We start from the raw sequence: 16,244 nt of genomic DNA on the forward strand, positions 1-16,244 counted from the left end.
ACGAATTATTTAAGACGTTTTTTAAAGTTGAATTTTATAAGATTAAGTAAGCCTTGCTCTATAATATCAATTCCTATTCCAAAATTGCTGTCGGCAATAGTATGATGGTCTGTTCTGAACTTTTCAAAATCAGCTGCAGGAATTTCTAAATTAACCAGCGGTTTAAAATCTACAAAAATAGAGGCACTGTTTTTAGTTACTTTTTTACGGCTTGTATAATCAAAATAAGGATTATTTATGTTGCTTTCCTGGCGCGTAAATTTCTCTTCGGTATCTATTTTCTGATCTGTATGGAGGTTGATTTCATATTTTTCGTTATCAAAATTATGCCAGAACGGAACATCGGTATGCATAAAATCGCGCGCATTATTCTTCACCACATTTCGATCAAAATACATTAAAAAACGATTCTTTTGATCATCTGTAAAATAAGGATTTTCAATAGATGAATTGTACTGAATTGTAAACTCATTCAGCATTTTATCATCACTGACAATTTCAATTGCAGCGTCTTTAAATATCGTTCTAATATCAGTTCCGTTTCGGTCACTAGAATAATTTAAAGTATAAAATAAGAAATTGTTCCAACTGTCAATTATTTCCCTTTTATTCGTGTTCTTAAAATATTTACGCATGTAGTTCGCGCGGTTTCCTTTGTATGTAGTAGTCAATTTTAACTGCCCTTGATCGTTTTGCGCACTAAAATCTACTTTTTCATTAATACCATAATAAGAGAATCTATGTGGTTTTCTAATTTGTAACTGCTGGTTTGGTTTTACTTCCAAATAATGCATAAAGTAAATAAAACAGCGATTTTCAATCAGTCCAAATTCATCTCTGGCTGTAGCATCAATAAAATAAGTTTCATCCTTATAATTGATTTTTACAATCACATGATTAAAAGTAAGAAGAGAAGGCAGATAATGTTTGATATAATGATCTGAATTGAAGTTAACCAATACAACAGACGAATCTATATTGATATAATCTAAAACCACTTTTAGTAAAACAGATTTAGCCTTGCAATCTCCCTGTTTGTTTTCATACGTAATAGCAGGTTCTTGCGGCTTATGCCCATTCATTTCATCAGCATTAAAAATATAATTTACATGGTTTTGTACATATTCTATAGCAAATCGAAGCTGCTCATCCTTATCTGAAATTGCATCTAGCTTTTCTACCAGCTTAGGAGCAAATTCTTTTAAAGAAGCGTTAGAGTAAATTTCGTCGTATAAAGGTGAAATATAATTAGATAAATCAGTCCAATTACTATCTGTCGCAAAATCAATATAAGGAGCAATTTCTCTGTTTATATCAAAAGAGTTGATGTAATTTTCTTTTTCAATTACAAATCTTTCTCCCTTTTTTAGATAATTAATTTCCGGTTCCAAAACATTTCCAGCGTCATCTCTATAGAATGTTTTCTTGTATGCGATTGGAGCTTTTCGGTCATTAATAAAAGTAAATTTATAATTTCCGTAAGCCCAGTAAGTACTTGGAGTTACGTAAACATATTTTAAATATTCTTTTCTAAGAAAATCACGATCAGTAAAAACTTTTACTCTTGAATCTTCAGCAATTAGAATATCATAAAGACGTAAATCTTTAATCGTAATATTTATTTTTTTAGTACTGCTCAATACACCGCCTTCACTTTGATTTTCATTGTCCAGAACTTTAATCTTTGTATCTGGGATTTTATCAATCAAAACGCCGTCTCTAAGAACACTAATTCTGTGTATAATGAAGGTTTCATTTTCTTCGACAACAACATCTTTTACAGAAGCACTTTCTAGATTTGAAGGTTCATTAAGTGTATAAGCTACGCATGCATATTCGCTGTTTTCTGTATCACTTGTATAGTAAATTTTATCTAAGAAATAACAGAAGTCTCTTCCTTCGTCAACCTGTTTATTTGAAAAGTCAGATTCTTTTATGTATCCAATTAGTTGATCATCATTTATTATTGAAGCCCAGTTTTCTGGTTTTTGAATTTTGTAACTTTCTGTTTCAATGGTATTTTCCATGTTATTTTTTATATGTGTATTCTTACTTAAAGCGAAAATAAGTAATAATGCGCTATTTTGCCTTATAATAATATGAAATTTATGGAAATAAAAAACCTCACGTGAGAGCGAGGTTCTATAAATGATTAGGTTGAAGGAAAATTATCTCAAGACAGTATTTATAAAATCCATAGCGCCAATTCCTTTATAAGAAGCATATAAAGCTTTTTCATAAGCTTCTTGTTTTGCTTTTTTATTTTTGACATCAGTTTCGGTAATCATTTCATTGAAAATTCTTTCTTGTTCTTCACTATATTTTAAAGAAGCTTCCAGAAGATATGTTTTTGAAACAAAGCCGAATGAACTCCAGATTTTTGTTCTAATTTTTTGATTAATATTTTTTAACGGATTGGCAATCATAACTCCTGTATTTTTAAACTTTCAATTTTTATCTTTGAGAAGAAACAAACTGATTTTTAGTAGATTTCTATAAATTAAGATTAGAATTTAACAATTCAGATCTTTAATGTGTTATTATGACGCAATGTAATTATTTTTTTTAAATTTGAACTTTAAATTTTAGTTAAAATTGTGATTCATACACTTCTCTATTTTATTAAGAAATGCAACTCTGTTTCGCAAAAGTAATTCGGTTTTATAAAAATGAAGTAAATTGCACTATTATTGAAAGAAAGATTTACCCTTAAATATTCGAATGTTAAAAGACATTATAGACAATAATGAAAATTACCAGCCTGGACTTTCTATCGATTGTGTAATTTTTGGTTTTCACGACAATCAGCTTAAAGTTTTATTGTTAAAAGTAGAACGAGCAGATAAATGGTCTCTTCCCGGCGGATTCATTCCAGTGGATCAGGATATAGATACTGCAGCCAATACGGTCTTAAGCAGTCGAACTGGAGTAGAAGGTGTTTTCTTGAGACAATTTGCGACTTTTGGAAAAGTAAAACGTAATGAGCAGCATTTTGACAAAAAGATTTTAGAGTATTTACAAATAGAGGAAGAAAAAGGAAAATGGCTTACGCGCCGTTTTGTTACAATTGGATATTATGCATTGGTTGATTTTTCAAAAATTCTTCCAAATCCGATGAACAGATATGAAGTTGTAGAATGGATCGACCATAAAGAAGTTCCAGAACTTATTTTAGACCACCGTGAGATTCTCGATAAGGCGCTGGATACCTTAAGGGTTGAGTTGAATTTAATGCCAATTGGATATAATTTACTGCCAGAGAAATTTACCATTCCAGAGCTGCAGAAATTGTACGAAACTATTTTAGACAAAAAGCTGGACCGCAGGAATTTTTTACGCAAAATAACGAATATCGGAATTCTAACGAAGCTAGACGAAAAGAAAAGCAACGTTGCACACAAAGCACCAAACTTGTATTCTTTTGATAAAGAAAAATATGATGAGGTTTTAAAAAATGGACTGAATCAGGGATGGTAAAATTAATTTAACCGAGACATAAATGGTTTTTAAGACTTGTTATGTCTGATAAATAATTTACGATTATGATCTCAATTGAAACATTTAGAAAATTAGCATTATCGTTTCCAGATGCATCCGAAGAGCCTCATTTTGAGAAAACCTCTTTTCGTGTCAAAAAGAAAATTTTTGCCACTTTTGATGAAAAGAATAATCACGCTGTTTTAAAATTAAACGAAATCGATCAATCGGTTTTTTGTGCTTCAAGCGAAATGATTTTTTATCCCGTTCCAAATAAATGGGGTAAACAAGGCTGGACTACTGTGGAACTTTCAAAAGTACGACCAGAAATGTTCGAAGATGCGTTAATACGTTCGTACCAAAATGTTATAGGTAAAAAGTAATACTATTCGAAATTCTATTTGACAATTGTTCTAAAAGTCAAATTTACCCTTGGTTTTTGAGTGGTTTTAGTTGGCGGTAATCGATGCAGCCAATGGGTCTGCGTTTCATCTTTCATGACCAATAAACTTCCATGTTCTAAAATCAGTGAAACTGTTTCTTTGGTTTCTTTATGTTTGAAAGCGAATTTACGTTCAGCGCCAAAACTTACCGAACCAATAGCGCCATTCTTTTTCAAATCTTTTTCCGCATCACTGTGCCAAGCCATTCCTTCTTCGCCAGAATGATATAAATTCAGCAGACAGGAATTAAAAGTTTCTCCTGTTTTTTCTTCTATAGAAGTTTTTAGTTTTAATAATTCGGGTGTCCACGGAAGTGCTTTTTTCGTAGTGTTGGAATAGGTATATTCAAATTCCTTATCGCCGTACCACGCTACTTTTCGTTTCGTTAAAATTAGTTTTCCAAAGATAATGGCTTCATCATTTTTCCATTCAATTGTATTGAGCAAAATATCGCGATAGAAATCTGCTTCTTCTCGTGAAAACAATTTTCCGTAATAATTTACAGTTCCATCCTTAGGAAGCAAATTCGTAGTTTCGTCTATTTGGGGATTAAATAAGTCCATTTTTCCATTTTAAATATTCGGATTTCATGCAATGTCCGCAAGGCCTGAATCCATTATTTCGAGCTTGATTTTCAGAAGAAAAGAAAACCCGATTTTCGCGTTTCATTCTTTTTCCCGAAGAGCATTTCAGCGTTCCGTATATTTTTAGTTTTCGATTGCCGCCAAAGCAAATTTCCGCATTTTTAATTTTACGGAGCAATTCAGAATCGGTTATTTTTTGATGATTAATCATGAAGTGGTAAGTTTTGTATTGTAGAGACGCACAGCAGTGCGTCTAACGTCACGTATCTCCACAAAGATTCTTTGTCGACAATCTTTGCGGAGACGCACAGCAGTGCGTCTCTACAAACATATTGGGTGTCTATGACAACGCATCATGAAAAATAATTCCCAACGTATAACGTTCACCAGAATGAACTTCACTGACACCATGTTTCATGTTAGCTCGATAATATCCTTTTGTTCCTTTTACAGGTCTGAAGTTAGTAGTAAAAACCAAAATATCTCCTTTTTTTGGTTTTAAAACAATTGCTTTCGATTGCGCTCTTGGCGTTTGCTGCGTTAATATAAATTCTCCGCCTGTAAAATCTTCATCAGGTTCTGAAAGAAAAAGTACAATTTGAATGGGGAAATAAATATCACCATATAGATCTTGATGCAAAGTATTAAATCCACTTTTTCTATATTTTAAAATCAAAACCGTCGCCTTCAATTGATAATTGTCATGGCATTGTTTCAATAATTCTTCATGTTTTTCAGGAAAAAAAGTATTGATGTTTAGAGCTTTCATCCAGGCATTTGCAATTGGTGCCAATTTCGGATAAATAGATGTACGTATGTTTTGAATCAAATCGGGAAGAGGATAATTGAAATATTTATATTCACCTAAACCAAATCGATAACGCTCCATTACGACAGTTTTTCGATATGAATTTGGGTTATCATAGTCGAATTTTAAATCTTCGCATTCTTCGTTTGTGAGAAGATTTGGGATGATAGAGAAACCACTTTGGTGCATAGATTCGGTGATGCTTTCCCAGTTTTGAGAAGCAATTCTAGATTGTATAGTTTGCATAGCAATTGGATTTTATGAAATTTTCAATGAAGGTTAATCATTGAAATTTGGAATTTGGAATTTGGAATTCGAAATTTGGAATTCGAAATTTGGAGTTTTATTTTTATGGATTTACCTGCGCGCCTTCCCAGCCAATTATTGCCGTTTTTCGGGTATTTCCCCACATATATCCGCCAAAAATTCCAGAAGACTGAATCACGCGGTGACACGGAATTAAAAACGCAACAGGATTACTGCCAATTGCAGTTCCTACCGCGCGAGAAGCATTTGGTTTTTCAATTTGCTGTGCAATGGAACCATAAGTAGAAAGCTGTCCCATTGGAATTTTTAATAAAGTTTCCCAGACTTTCAATTGAAAATCGGTGCCTTTTAAATGCAGTTTGATTTCAGATAATTTGCTCCAGTCGTTTTGAAAAATAAATAGCGCATTTTGTTGTGCTAAATCTAATTTTCTTGTGAAAGACGCATTTGGGAATTTGTTTTTTAAATCCACAAATCCTATTGTTTCATCTTCGGCGAAAGCCATAAAACAAACGCCTTTTTGAGTTGACGCAACAATTATATTTCCAAACGGACTTTCGGCAAAACTGTAATTTATGGCGAGATTTTTTCCTCCGTTTTTATATTCCGCTGGAGTCATTCCTTCGATATTTACAAACAAATCATGGAGTCGACTTGTGCCGGATAAACCAGTTTCATAAGCTGTTTCTGAAATTGTTGCCTGATTTTCTTTGAGTAGTTTTTTGGCGTGTTCGAGACTTGTATACTGCAAAAATTTCTTCGGACTTGTTCCTGCCCAATCGCTAAAAAGCCTTTGAAAGTGAAACGGACTCAAATGCACTTTCTCGGCAACCTCATCAAGATTGGGCTGCTCTTTAAAATTAGCTTTGATATAATCTATAGCTTCGGCGATACGATTATAATTGATGGTTTCCTGTGTGTTCATCTTCATTCAATTTTATAAGGCAAAGATCGATTGGTTTTTGCGGGTATAAAATCCGAAACTTGCTTATTTTTTTGTTTCAAGTTTTAGGTTTCAGGTTTCAAGTTATGCCGGAACGTGAAACCTGAAACAAACTTTAAATCGAATGTATTTAATGCGCTGTAGTTTTAGAAAAAACATTAATTACCACAACACCAATTACAATTAAACTCAACCCAATTATTGCGGGTAAATCTGGGATTTCTTTGAAGAAAATTGCACCAATGATGGTAATTAATACAATTCCGACTCCAGACCAAATGGCATAAGCGAAACCAACAGGAATTGTTCTAATTGCAAAACTTAAACAGTAAAATGCGCCGCAATATCCAATTATTGTAATAATGCTTGGAATTAATTTAGTGAATTCTTCGGATTTCTTTAATGCTGAAGTAGCAATGATTTCGAAAACAATGGCAATAAATAGGAATAAAAAATTCTTCATGTTTTATTTAAGATTATGTTGTCTTGTGGAAACACTTATTAATTTATAGCCATTTTCAGTTCTTAAAAACTCGAAATGATCTTGTCCTCGATCTGTTTTGTTTTTTGGATTGATGACAATGTCCATAGTAGGATACAGCCAATCTTTTGCTTCATTGCAATTGTTGAAATAGATTTCGTACTCACTTGACTCAAAAATAAACTGATTAAGTCCGTCAGAACTAACAAAATAATCGGTTTTTGGATTTTTGAGTTCCTGTAATTTTAATTTTAAATAGGTATAATTTTGATTGATGAATTTAGTTTTCGACGAATTTATCCAGCCGTCTGGTTCTTTCCAATAGGTTATTTTGTCAAAAGAATGTTTTTCTAAATTGCCTTTGGATAAATCTTTAAGTAAATTGTTCTCTAACCAGAATTTAAATTCTTTTTCAAAATTTATGAAAGAATAATATTGTCCATCAACTCCCTTAAAATTTTCTCTTATTGGGTCTTTATTAGGTTCTTTTGATTTTTCTAAAGAATAAAAATTTAAATTGTCATTATAAGCAAAATTTTCAATTAAAACTTTGTTGTTGATGTCGATAAGAAATTCTTTTCCGCCAGACCAGAAAAAATGTTCGTCGCCTGGTTCTCTTTCTTTTTTCGCATCTTTAAGAACGGTAAGCACTCCGTTTTTAACATTTGATAAAGCACTATAATCAGCTGGAATGACGATTTTTCCTTTGCTGTTGAAGATTCCCATTTTATCAGTTTTCGAATCTCGAAATCTTATAAAACCCTCACTTTCGCAATCTGTACTGTTATCAAAAGTATATAAACTGTCACGCCCCACTATTTTTCCTTCCTTAGTTAAGTAATAGCTTTTCCACTTATTATTTTCCTCTTCTGTAACAGCAATAATATTTTCAAATTTACGTGCAATCGTAAACCCAGTAAATTTAGGTTCAATTTTAATTACACCTTTTTTATCTTGAAAACCAATTTTTGTAGTGTCTTTGTTCCAAAAAGCAGTCCATGTATCGCTGGTTTGTGCAAGTGCAGTGCAGCTAACGAGAAACGTATAAAGAATTACAACCTTTTTCATGGAAATTTATTTATCGCAGATGAATTTCTGTTTCGTTATTTTTTGCTTCATCAAAGCAATCGGCGCATAGCATTTTAAAATCGGCTTTGGCTTGAAAAACTTCAGTCCATTCCTCACCATTATCGAGCAGCCACTGTTCGCATTCACCGCACCAAGCAATTTGCGGAAGATCTTCTTCAGCTTCAGAATAGAAAAATCCGACTTTATCTTTCGTGTCTATTGCAATTGCAATATGAATACATCCAAAAGTCATTTCTTTTGAGCCATGTACTTCACATAAAACATTTTCAATCATAATTTTATTTTGGCGAGTTCTTTAATTTCAAATTTAAACTTAAAATTTCGAATTTAAAACAGAAAACCCGACAGGTTTTTTAAAACCTGTCGGGTTTGAATGTATAGAATTTCAAAATCTAAGATCTACAATCTTAAATCTAAAATCAATTTAGTATCTGTAGTATTCAGGTTTGAATGGACCTTCAACTGGAACACCAATATAGGCAGCTTGATCGTCACGTAAAGTTTCTAACTCAACGCCTAACTTAGCTAAGTGTAAAGCAGCAACTTTTTCATCTAAATGTTTTGGTAACATGTAAACTTCGTTTTTGTAAGCTGCGCTGTTATTCCATAATTCGATTTGAGCCAAAGTCTGGTTTGTAAATGAGTTACTCATTACAAAACTTGGGTGACCTGTAGCACAACCAAGGTTTACTAAACGACCTTCAGCCAAGATAATGATATCTTTTCCGTTGATGTTGTATTTGTCAACCTGAGGTTTGATTTCGATTTTAGACGCACCGTGGTTTTTGTTTAACCAAGCCATGTCGATTTCGTTATCGAAGTGACCAATGTTACAAACAACAGTTTTGTCTTTCATTTGCTCGAAGTGCTCTCCAAGAACGATATCTTTATTTCCTGTAGTTGTAATGATAATATCAGCATTAGCAATTACAGTGTTTAATTTTTTAACTTCATAACCGTCCATTGCAGCTTGTAAAGCACAAATTGGGTCAATTTCAGTAACTGTTACGATAGAACCTGCACCTCTAAAAGAAGCAGCAGTTCCTTTTCCAACGTCACCGTATCCACAAACGATTACTCTTTTTCCAGCCAACATTAAGTCAGTTGCACGACGTACAGCATCTACAGCAGATTCTTTACAACCGTATTTGTTATCAAATTTAGATTTAGTAACAGAGTCGTTGATGTTGATTGCAGGCATTGGCAACGTTCCAGCTTTTACTCTTTCGTAAAGTCTGTGAACACCAGTTGTAGTTTCTTCAGAAAGACCTTTAATTCCAGGAACCAATTCTGGGTAACGATCAATAACCATGTTAGTTAAATCTCCACCATCATCAAGAATCATGTTCAATGGTTTTCTGTCTTCACCAAAGAATAAAGTCTGCTCAATACACCAGTCAAATGATTCTTCGTCAAGACCTTTCCAAGCATAAACTTGAATTCCAGCAGCAGCAATAGCAGCAGCAGCTTGATCTTGCGTAGAGAAAATGTTACAAGAAGACCAAGTAACCTCAGCACCAAGAGCGATTAAAGTTTCGATTAAAACAGCAGTTTGAATCGTCATGTGTAAACATCCAGCGATACGAGCACCTTTAAGAGGTTGTTCGTCTTTATATTCAGCACGAAGCGCCATTAAACCTGGCATTTCAGCTTCAGCTAATTCAATTTCTTTTCTTCCCCAAGCCGCTAGAGAAATGTCTTTTACTTTGAAAGCCACATAAGGCGTAGTTGTAGTACTCATTTATAGTGTATATTTGTATATTGTAAAATTTTTGCAAATTTACATAATAGGTTTTTATTTTTACTACTTTCTGCCAGATTTGTGAAATCTTTAATTTCTTAATCTCTAGAATGTTACTCTAAAAATCATTTTTTGCCATATAAGTGATAGGAGTTCATTTAAAAAAGATTCTTAAACTATGACCTTTGCAGTGAATTGCTTATATTTACTAATACATTTTTTGAGCCAGCGGTTATATTTTCTGATATTACTTATATGGTTTAAAATTAACCATTCATAATTTACAATTAAAAAAGAAATGCCTCTATTTCAGACCATACAATTCAATGAAACTACTAAAATTTTAATTTGGGAAATAACCGAATCTTTAGAAGAGTTATTAAGCAAAGTTGTGTTGAAAGAAAAGACACAAAAAAGATTGAACGGAATGAAGTCTCAAATGCATCAACGTGCTTTTTTGAGTGTTCGAATGCTGATTCAGGAAATGGGTTTTACAGATAAAGATTTGCATTATGACGAATTCGGAAAACCGTATTTTGATTGTCATAATTATATCTCAATTACACATTCATATCATTTTGCGGCAATAATTATAAGTCATGAGACCGTAGGAATTGATATGGAATTGCAGCGCGAAAAAATTCAGAAAATTGCAGATAAATTTACTGATTATGAATGCAATTATTTAGAGCCAAAATTTACAGAAGAATATATTAAAAAGCTTACCGTTATTTGGGGCGCTAAAGAGGCAATCTTTAAAATCAGAAATGAAAAAGGAATCAGCTTTAAAGATCATATTAGAGTTGAAGATTTTTCTTTAGAAAAAAAACAAACAGAGTCCAGTCTCCATTTTGATGATTTAGTAAAAGATTTTGATGTGCATTACGAAGAAATCAAATCAGATAATTTTGAAGGAACCTTTACTTTGGTTTATGCTTTTGAGAAGTAGTTTTTAGTCGCAGTTTTCAGTGACAGTTTTCAGCTTAGTCATTGCGAGGAACGAAGCAATCTCATTTGTTAAATCCATCATAGTAAGGTTGAACGAGGATTAAGCCTCACTTTCTTTTTTTCTGTGCTGAAACATACTCACATAAAGAAAAGTACTCATTTTTCGGGCGCGTCTTTTTAAGGTTTCGACATTTTCACCTTCAAAGTGTTCATCTAATGTCAGCGCCCAGTGATTCAGCCAGATTCCGAATTCGTTTGCTGTAATGTTTTCATCAAAATGAGCGTCAACCTCATTGTGTACCGCATGCGGATTTCCTTTGTATTTGCGTACAGCAAATAAGTTCGTTTCCCAGAAATCGGTTAGCTTTTCAAGATGTGCATCCCAATCGGTAATCATTTTATTAAAATAAAAGCCGATTTCTTGATCGGCTCTTATTTTATCGTAGAACTGATGGACTAGAAATTCAATGTCAGCTCTATTTTCTATTTGTTTTTTCACAGAATAAAAGTGTTTAAAAGAATAAATGCTACACTTAAAAATGCACTCAGAATTAAAAGGTTAAAAACCACTTTATGTTTCATTTGTGCCAAAATTGAAGTGTTTACAAAGATACAGGCTAAAACTATAATAGCTAGCTGGATCATTTGAAAAACAGAAGTTCCATTAGCTAAAACGTACATAGCCGCAGCGCCTCCTAAACAGCTTTGACCAATTACAGCCATTGCAGCAGAACCCATATAACTTTTATTGAAATTTTCGAAGGTTGTTTGATATAGTGTCATGATATTGAGATTTTTATACCACAAAGGTACGGTCACAATACCGCTGCATTTTATGATTTAAATCATAAAACAAGAACTTTTTTATCTGTATACTTTTCTGTTTATAATCTTCAATTCGCCTTTTTTTTCAAGCGCTTTTATGGCTCTGATAACGGTTTCTACACGCAAACCCGTTAAATCTCCGATCTGCTGTCTCGTAAAATTAATCAGATAACCATTTTTATCTTTTTGAAAATTAAAGTAAGCAATTCCGTGATCGATTAGTTTTAAAACCCTATGTTCTGGTTCATGTGTCGATATTTCCGCAGCCATAACTGATTTATAGTACAATCGCTGCGCAAGGTTTTTGATTATTTTAATGCTGACAGCAGGATTCTCTTCCAGCAGTTTCATGAAATTAGATTTGGGAAGAAGCAAAATCTGGCTGTCTTCTACAGCAATGGAATTGGCAGGATATTTTTGGTTTAAAAATAATGGAGGTTCGCCAAAAGACTGTTCTTTATAAAATATTCCCTGAATAAATTCTCGTCCGTCATCATTATAATTACACATTTTAATTTCGCCAGAAACTATCTGATAGTAATACACAGGCAGATTTCCTTCTTCAAAGATAATTTTACCCTTTGCAAAAGACTTTTTTACTGCACCATATTTCTCTAATAATTCAGCTGCGATCATAAATTGTTTCTTAACAAAGACATTACAAATATAATTCATTCATAATAGTTCTTCTACGTTAAAAACTTTTTACTTTTACAGCCATTATGGAACAAAAATTACTTATCACGATCCATCAACAAATTTTAGAAGCCAAGAAAAATGGTCAAAAATTATTGGCTATACTTCTGGATCCCGATAAAATTGTGTGGGAGAACTTAGATCATTTATTGCTTAAAATAAATCAATCTCCTGCAACCCATATTTTTGTTGGAGGGAGCATAGTTCAAAGCACTATTTTAGAAGATTTAATTGCGCAGTTAAAACAAAAAGCAAATTTACCGGTTGTAATATTTCCTGGAGATCCTTCGCAGATTTCGCCACAGGCAGATGCTATTTTGTTTCTATCTTTATTATCTGGTAGAAATCCTGATTATTTAATAGAATATCAAGTTCAGGCAGCACCGATCCTAAAAAAGACAAATCTTGAGGTTATTTCGACAGGTTATATTTTAATAGAAAGTGGCAATGAAACAGCTGTTGCGCGCGTTAGTAAAACAGAACCTATGAACCGTGAAAATTTTGATTTGGCTCTTGCCACGGCACAAGCCGGTGAAATGCTCGGGAACAAATTAATTTATTTAGAAGCAGGAAGCGGGGCAAAAAAGCCTGTTCCTTTGGAAATGATTTCGCTGATTGCTCAAAACATAGAAATTCCTGTTATTGTTGGTGGAGGAATTGTAGATTTGCAGGGAATTAAACAAGCTTATAATGCTGGAGCAGATTTAGTAGTTATAGGAACTGCTTTTGAAAATGACAGTCATTTTTTTGATTCATAAAAAAAAATTAACCGCCTTTAAATACCACAAAAATGATTGACTTTTTTCTTGATAGTTATAAAAATGCGCCGTTGTGGCATATTGCTCTTGAGTTTTTAGTATTTGTTTTTGGTATTTTAAGTGTTTGGTTGGCAAAAAAAGAAAATATTTGGGTTTACCCAACAGGATTAATTGCAACGGTAATTTCAGTTTACCTTTTGTATGTCGCAGGTTATATTGGAGATATGATTATTAATGCATATTTTTCAATAATGAGTATTTACGGGTGGTATGTTTGGGCAAAAGGAGGAACTGTTGAAGACAATCTGCCGATTACTCGTACAACTTTTAATGAAAAAATAATTGGAATCTTCCTGTTTATTGTTACCGTTTTTGTAGTTTTCGGAATTTATAAATATTTTGATTACGAAATTAAACCAGACAATTATGTCGACATGATTTCGTCTGGAATATTTTTTGCGGGAATGTGGTACATGGCCAGAAAAAAAATAGAAAACTGGACACTTTGGATTATTGGTGATATTATTGTTGTACCTCTCTATGCTTATCGCGGCTTAGGAATGTTGTCACTTCAATATATAATTTTTACAATTTTGGCTATTTCAGCTTATTTAGAATGGAGAAAGATCTTAGACAGCAAAAAACAACTATAATAAAAATTGCTTTATTTGGACCTGAAAGTACAGGTAAAACCACATTGGCAAAACAGCTTGCAGAATATTACGAAACCGAATGGGTTCCAGAATTTGCACGTGATTATCTACAAGAAAAGTGGGAAGAAAATAAGCATATCTGTGTTGCAGATGATATGATGCCAATTGCTTATGGTCAGACTGCATTAGAAAATCAAAAACTAGCTTCAGCAAATAAATACCTGTTTTGTGATACCAATTTGATGGTAACAAAAGTTTTTTCTGAAATGTATTATGGTTTTTGTGATCCGCTTCTAAATGAAGCCGCTTTGAAACACGAATACGATTTATTCTTTTTAACAGATATTGATGTTCCTTGGGAGAAAGATGATATTCGAGATACCCCAGAAGGAAGAGAAACAGTTTTTTCTGTTTTCAAACAAACTTTGATTGATACTAAAAAGCCGTTTATTACATTATCTGGAGATAAAGAGAGCCGTTTAAAAAAAGCGATTTCAATTATTGATAATTTAGCATTAGCTAAAGATAAAGGATTATCATCTGAGGATTTTGTTGAGATATATAATCATGGTATTCCTTTTGAAAATATTCTAAAACAATTAGATATATTCAAAAATGGAATAGCAAAAAGTAGTTTAATAAGTCCTGCAACAATCAACAACGGTATTTTAAGTTTATCTCAAACTGAGTTTGAAGAAAAAGCAGCTTTTTTTGACAATCATAAAGAAAATCTAAAAATTAAAAAGTTTGTTCCTGCTTCTGGTGCAGCTACTAGGATGTTTAAATTTTTAACAGCTTTTTTAAATGATTTCGACATTCAGAAAGAAACAATAAATGCTTATATCAACAGAAAAAAAGATAAAGAACTTGCTATTTTTATTGTTGGCATGGAGAAATTTCCTTTCTTCAAAACTATTGATAAAAAATTACGAGAGCTTTATCCAGATTTCGAGACTTTAGAAAGAGATTATAAAAACTATTACTTTATACAAGTATTATTATCTTCAGATTATCTTAATGCAGCAAATAAGCCTAAAGCTGTTTTGCCTTTTCATTTATATAAAACACATATTGCGAATCCAATAGAAGAACATTTGAACGAGTGTGTGCATTATGCAACTGCAAACAATGTCTCCAATTTACATTTTACGGTTTCAGAAATGCATCAAGATCTGTTTGAAACAGCAATTGATCAGGTTAAAGAAAAAATTGAAAAGGAATCTGGCACTACTATTAATATTGCATATTCTTATCAAAATAAAAGTACAGACTCTATTAATGTAGACATACAAAACAAAATTGTTCATAATAGTAATGGAAGTTTGGTTTTTAGACCTGGAGGGCATGGTGCCTTAATTGAAAATCTGAATAATCTGGATTCTGATATCATTTTTATTAAAAATATAGACAACGTAATTCAAAATCATATCGATAAAATTACATTGTATAAAAAGGCTTTAGGTGGTATTTTGATCGAGGTCCAACAGAAAGTGTTTGATTATTTAAGAAAAATTGAAAAAGGAGAAGTGACAGAAAATGATCTGGTTGAAATTGTGGATGTTTTAATCCAAAAGTTAAATATTCAAATGACTAGCGATTTTAATAAATTTACTTTTGAAAATAAACTTGCTAAAATCAAAGAACTATTAGACCGTCCGATCAGAGTTTGCGGAATGGTTAGAAACGAAGGTGAACCTGGCGGCGGACCATTTTGGGTGATGAATGAAAAAGGTGAAGTTTCATTGCAAATTGTAGAAACATCACAGGTCGATTTAGCAAACAAAAGGCAGCTCCAAATTTTAGAAGATGCAACACATTTTAATCCTGTAGATTTGGTTTGCGGAATTAAAAATTATAAGGGAGAAAAATTTGATCTAAAACAATTTGTTGATCAAAAATCTGGTTTTATTGTTGAAAAAAGTGTTGAAGGAAAACCAGTAAAAAGTTATGAACTTCCAGGATTATGGAACGGATCGATGGCAAATTGGTTAACTATTTTTGTTGCAGTTCCTTTAATTACTTTTAATCCTGTAAAAACAGTAAATGATTTATTGAAAGCAGCGCATCAGCCACAATAAAATGGATACAGAAAAAATCATATCAGAGTTGGGCTTTAAAGCCGTTCGGAGCAGTGGCGCCGGCGGACAAAACGTAAATAAAGTTTCGTCAAAGGTAGTTTTGAGTTTTGATTTAGATAATTCTCAAGCTTTGTCTGATGAAGAAAAAATACTTTTAAAAGACAATTTATCAACTCGTTTAACTTCTGAAAATATCTTGATTTTAAATTGTGATGAAGATAGAAGTCAGTTAAAAAACAAAGAAATTGTTATAAAGAGATTTCTAGAGTTAATAAAAAAAGGACTTTATGTTCCTAAGGTCAGAAAAGCTACAAAAGTTCCGAAATCAGTAATTAAAAAGAGAATTAAAGATAAAAAGAACGTTTCGGATCTTAAACAATCAAGAAGAAAACCTGATTTTTAGTATTAAGATTGGAGAATTAAGTACTAAGAAATAGATCTCAAACTAAATCT

Annotated in this window: 20 protein-coding genes; 7 read left to right on the forward strand and 13 right to left on the reverse strand. The window is 32.5% G+C overall.

The window, feature by feature from the left end; translation table 11 throughout:
- Nucleotides 1-5: 5 nt before the first annotated feature.
- Both QE431_RS02170 and QE431_RS02175 read right to left on the reverse strand, forming a co-directional pair.
- Nucleotides 6-2,027, reverse strand: a complete 2,022-nt coding sequence (locus QE431_RS02170; protein WP_134139283.1) for a hypothetical protein — start codon at nt 2,025-2,027, stop codon at nt 6-8.
- A 141-nt stretch (nt 2,028-2,168) separates the two neighbouring features.
- Nucleotides 2,169-2,426, reverse strand: coding sequence for a hypothetical protein (locus tag QE431_RS02175; protein ID WP_057117515.1), 258 nt, complete (start codon nt 2,424-2,426; stop codon nt 2,169-2,171).
- Between the two features lie 295 nt (nt 2,427-2,721).
- Here QE431_RS02175 and QE431_RS02180 point away from each other — a divergent pair, with 295 nt between their 5' ends.
- Nucleotides 2,722-3,477: an NUDIX hydrolase gene (locus tag QE431_RS02180; RefSeq protein ID WP_057117514.1), complete on the forward strand. Its 756-nt coding sequence runs from the start codon at nt 2,722-2,724 to the stop codon at nt 3,475-3,477.
- Nucleotides 3,478-3,542: 65 nt separating this feature from the next.
- Nucleotides 3,543-3,860: an MmcQ/YjbR family DNA-binding protein gene (locus QE431_RS02185; RefSeq protein ID WP_134139286.1), complete on the forward strand. Its 318-nt coding sequence runs from the start codon at nt 3,543-3,545 to the stop codon at nt 3,858-3,860.
- A gap of 14 nt (nt 3,861-3,874) precedes the next feature.
- Here QE431_RS02185 and QE431_RS02190 read toward each other — a convergent pair whose 3' ends face one another.
- The 8 genes from QE431_RS02190 to ahcY all read right to left on the reverse strand — a co-directional run bounded on the left by QE431_RS02190 (nt 3,875) and on the right by ahcY (nt 9,833).
- Nucleotides 3,875-4,483 carry an alpha-ketoglutarate-dependent dioxygenase AlkB gene (locus tag QE431_RS02190; RefSeq protein WP_307292139.1) on the reverse strand — a complete coding sequence of 203 codons (609 nt, stop codon included), beginning with the start codon at nt 4,481-4,483 and terminating at the stop codon, nt 3,875-3,877.
- Nucleotides 4,470-4,715: an Ada metal-binding domain-containing protein gene (locus tag QE431_RS02195; protein WP_134139288.1), complete on the reverse strand. Its 246-nt coding sequence runs from the start codon at nt 4,713-4,715 to the stop codon at nt 4,470-4,472. The genes QE431_RS02190 and QE431_RS02195 overlap by 14 nt, the downstream gene beginning before the upstream one ends.
- Before the next feature lie 129 nt (nt 4,716-4,844).
- A complete protein-coding gene (locus QE431_RS02200) occupies nt 4,845-5,558 on the reverse strand; it encodes a 2OG-Fe(II) oxygenase (protein WP_307292141.1) in 714 nt (237 codons plus the stop codon).
- Nucleotides 5,559-5,661: 103 nt separating this feature from the next.
- Complete coding sequence (locus tag QE431_RS02205; RefSeq protein WP_307292143.1) at nt 5,662-6,504, reverse strand: methylated-DNA--[protein]-cysteine S-methyltransferase; 843 nt, start codon at nt 6,502-6,504, stop codon at nt 5,662-5,664.
- Nucleotides 6,505-6,652: 148 nt separating this feature from the next.
- Complete coding sequence (locus QE431_RS02210) at nt 6,653-6,985, reverse strand: multidrug efflux SMR transporter (RefSeq protein WP_057117508.1); 333 nt, start codon at nt 6,983-6,985, stop codon at nt 6,653-6,655.
- A gap of 3 nt (nt 6,986-6,988) precedes the next feature.
- Nucleotides 6,989-8,071, reverse strand: coding sequence for a WG repeat-containing protein (locus tag QE431_RS02215; RefSeq protein WP_307292145.1), 1,083 nt, complete (start codon nt 8,069-8,071; stop codon nt 6,989-6,991).
- 10 nt (nt 8,072-8,081) lie between these two features.
- Nucleotides 8,082-8,366: a hypothetical protein gene (locus QE431_RS02220; RefSeq protein ID WP_307292147.1), complete on the reverse strand. Its 285-nt coding sequence runs from the start codon at nt 8,364-8,366 to the stop codon at nt 8,082-8,084.
- Nucleotides 8,367-8,516: 150 nt separating this feature from the next.
- Nucleotides 8,517-9,833, reverse strand: a complete 1,317-nt coding sequence (gene ahcY / locus QE431_RS02225; protein WP_113677456.1) for an adenosylhomocysteinase — start codon at nt 9,831-9,833, stop codon at nt 8,517-8,519.
- 298 nt (nt 9,834-10,131) lie between these two features.
- Here ahcY and QE431_RS02230 point away from each other — a divergent pair, with 298 nt between their 5' ends.
- Complete coding sequence (locus tag QE431_RS02230; protein ID WP_307292149.1) at nt 10,132-10,782, forward strand: 4'-phosphopantetheinyl transferase superfamily protein; 651 nt, start codon at nt 10,132-10,134, stop codon at nt 10,780-10,782.
- Nucleotides 10,783-10,881: 99 nt separating this feature from the next.
- Here QE431_RS02230 and QE431_RS02235 read toward each other — a convergent pair whose 3' ends face one another.
- The 3 genes from QE431_RS02235 to QE431_RS02245 form a co-directional block, all read right to left on the reverse strand.
- Nucleotides 10,882-11,280, reverse strand: coding sequence for a group III truncated hemoglobin (locus QE431_RS02235; RefSeq protein WP_307292150.1), 399 nt, complete (start codon nt 11,278-11,280; stop codon nt 10,882-10,884).
- Nucleotides 11,277-11,564, reverse strand: coding sequence for a hypothetical protein (locus QE431_RS02240; protein WP_057117502.1), 288 nt, complete (start codon nt 11,562-11,564; stop codon nt 11,277-11,279). The genes QE431_RS02235 and QE431_RS02240 overlap by 4 nt, the downstream gene beginning before the upstream one ends.
- Nucleotides 11,565-11,645: 81 nt before the next feature.
- Nucleotides 11,646-12,242: a Crp/Fnr family transcriptional regulator gene (locus tag QE431_RS02245; protein WP_307292153.1), complete on the reverse strand. Its 597-nt coding sequence runs from the start codon at nt 12,240-12,242 to the stop codon at nt 11,646-11,648.
- An 86-nt stretch (nt 12,243-12,328) separates the two neighbouring features.
- Here QE431_RS02245 and QE431_RS02250 point away from each other — a divergent pair, with 86 nt between their 5' ends.
- From QE431_RS02250 to arfB, 4 genes are read left to right on the forward strand one after another with little or no spacing between them, the layout of a single operon-like run.
- The gene (locus tag QE431_RS02250) at nt 12,329-13,060 is read left to right on the forward strand and encodes a geranylgeranylglyceryl/heptaprenylglyceryl phosphate synthase (RefSeq protein ID WP_307292154.1); all 732 of its coding nucleotides are present in this window, start codon (nt 12,329-12,331) and stop codon (nt 13,058-13,060) included.
- 32 nt (nt 13,061-13,092) lie between these two features.
- A complete protein-coding gene (gene pnuC / locus QE431_RS02255) occupies nt 13,093-13,713 on the forward strand; it encodes a nicotinamide riboside transporter PnuC (RefSeq protein ID WP_057117499.1) in 621 nt (206 codons plus the stop codon).
- On the forward strand, nt 13,677-15,791 hold the full coding sequence (locus QE431_RS02260; RefSeq protein ID WP_307292156.1) for a DUF4301 family protein: 2,115 nt from the start codon (nt 13,677-13,679) through the stop codon (nt 15,789-15,791). The genes pnuC and QE431_RS02260 overlap by 37 nt, the downstream gene beginning before the upstream one ends.
- A gap of 1 nt (nt 15,792) precedes the next feature.
- Nucleotides 15,793-16,194 (forward strand): alternative ribosome rescue aminoacyl-tRNA hydrolase ArfB, encoded by a 402-nt coding sequence (arfB, locus tag QE431_RS02265; RefSeq protein WP_281867348.1) that lies wholly within the window; start codon nt 15,793-15,795, stop codon nt 16,192-16,194.
- Nucleotides 16,195-16,244 lie beyond the last annotated feature (50 nt).

It is taken from the genome of Flavobacterium sp. SORGH_AS_0622, assembly GCF_030818825.1.
Taxonomy (GTDB): Bacteria; Bacteroidota; Bacteroidia; order Flavobacteriales; family Flavobacteriaceae; genus Flavobacterium.

What these genes read in the sequence shown, in the direction of transcription:
- QE431_RS02215 (WP_307292145.1), bottom strand. Translation starts at nt 8,071, where the DNA reads ATGAAAAAGGTTGTAATTCTTTATACGTTTCTCGTTAGCTGCACTGCA.
- QE431_RS02180 (WP_057117514.1), top strand. Translation starts at nt 2,722, where the DNA reads ATGTTAAAAGACATTATAGACAATAATGAAAATTACCAGCCTGGACTT.
- QE431_RS02245 (WP_307292153.1), bottom strand. Translation starts at nt 12,242, where the DNA reads ATGATCGCAGCTGAATTATTAGAGAAATATGGTGCAGTAAAAAAGTCT.
- QE431_RS02170 (WP_134139283.1), bottom strand. Translation starts at nt 2,027, where the DNA reads ATGGAAAATACCATTGAAACAGAAAGTTACAAAATTCAAAAACCAGAA.
- QE431_RS02250 (WP_307292154.1), top strand. Translation starts at nt 12,329, where the DNA reads ATGGAACAAAAATTACTTATCACGATCCATCAACAAATTTTAGAAGCC.
- pnuC (WP_057117499.1), top strand. Translation starts at nt 13,093, where the DNA reads ATGATTGACTTTTTTCTTGATAGTTATAAAAATGCGCCGTTGTGGCAT.
- QE431_RS02205 (WP_307292143.1), bottom strand. Translation starts at nt 6,504, where the DNA reads ATGAACACACAGGAAACCATCAATTATAATCGTATCGCCGAAGCTATA.
- QE431_RS02200 (WP_307292141.1), bottom strand. Translation starts at nt 5,558, where the DNA reads ATGCAAACTATACAATCTAGAATTGCTTCTCAAAACTGGGAAAGCATC.
- QE431_RS02195 (WP_134139288.1), bottom strand. Translation starts at nt 4,715, where the DNA reads ATGATTAATCATCAAAAAATAACCGATTCTGAATTGCTCCGTAAAATT.
- QE431_RS02190 (WP_307292139.1), bottom strand. Translation starts at nt 4,483, where the DNA reads ATGGACTTATTTAATCCCCAAATAGACGAAACTACGAATTTGCTTCCT.
- QE431_RS02220 (WP_307292147.1), bottom strand. Translation starts at nt 8,366, where the DNA reads ATGATTGAAAATGTTTTATGTGAAGTACATGGCTCAAAAGAAATGACT.
- QE431_RS02175 (WP_057117515.1), bottom strand. Translation starts at nt 2,426, where the DNA reads ATGATTGCCAATCCGTTAAAAAATATTAATCAAAAAATTAGAACAAAA.
- QE431_RS02260 (WP_307292156.1), top strand. Translation starts at nt 13,677, where the DNA reads ATGGAGAAAGATCTTAGACAGCAAAAAACAACTATAATAAAAATTGCT.
- QE431_RS02185 (WP_134139286.1), top strand. Translation starts at nt 3,543, where the DNA reads ATGATCTCAATTGAAACATTTAGAAAATTAGCATTATCGTTTCCAGAT.
- ahcY (WP_113677456.1), bottom strand. Translation starts at nt 9,833, where the DNA reads ATGAGTACTACAACTACGCCTTATGTGGCTTTCAAAGTAAAAGACATT.
- QE431_RS02230 (WP_307292149.1), top strand. Translation starts at nt 10,132, where the DNA reads ATGCCTCTATTTCAGACCATACAATTCAATGAAACTACTAAAATTTTA.
- QE431_RS02210 (WP_057117508.1), bottom strand. Translation starts at nt 6,985, where the DNA reads ATGAAGAATTTTTTATTCCTATTTATTGCCATTGTTTTCGAAATCATT.
- QE431_RS02240 (WP_057117502.1), bottom strand. Translation starts at nt 11,564, where the DNA reads ATGACACTATATCAAACAACCTTCGAAAATTTCAATAAAAGTTATATG.
- arfB (WP_281867348.1), top strand. Translation starts at nt 15,793, where the DNA reads ATGGATACAGAAAAAATCATATCAGAGTTGGGCTTTAAAGCCGTTCGG.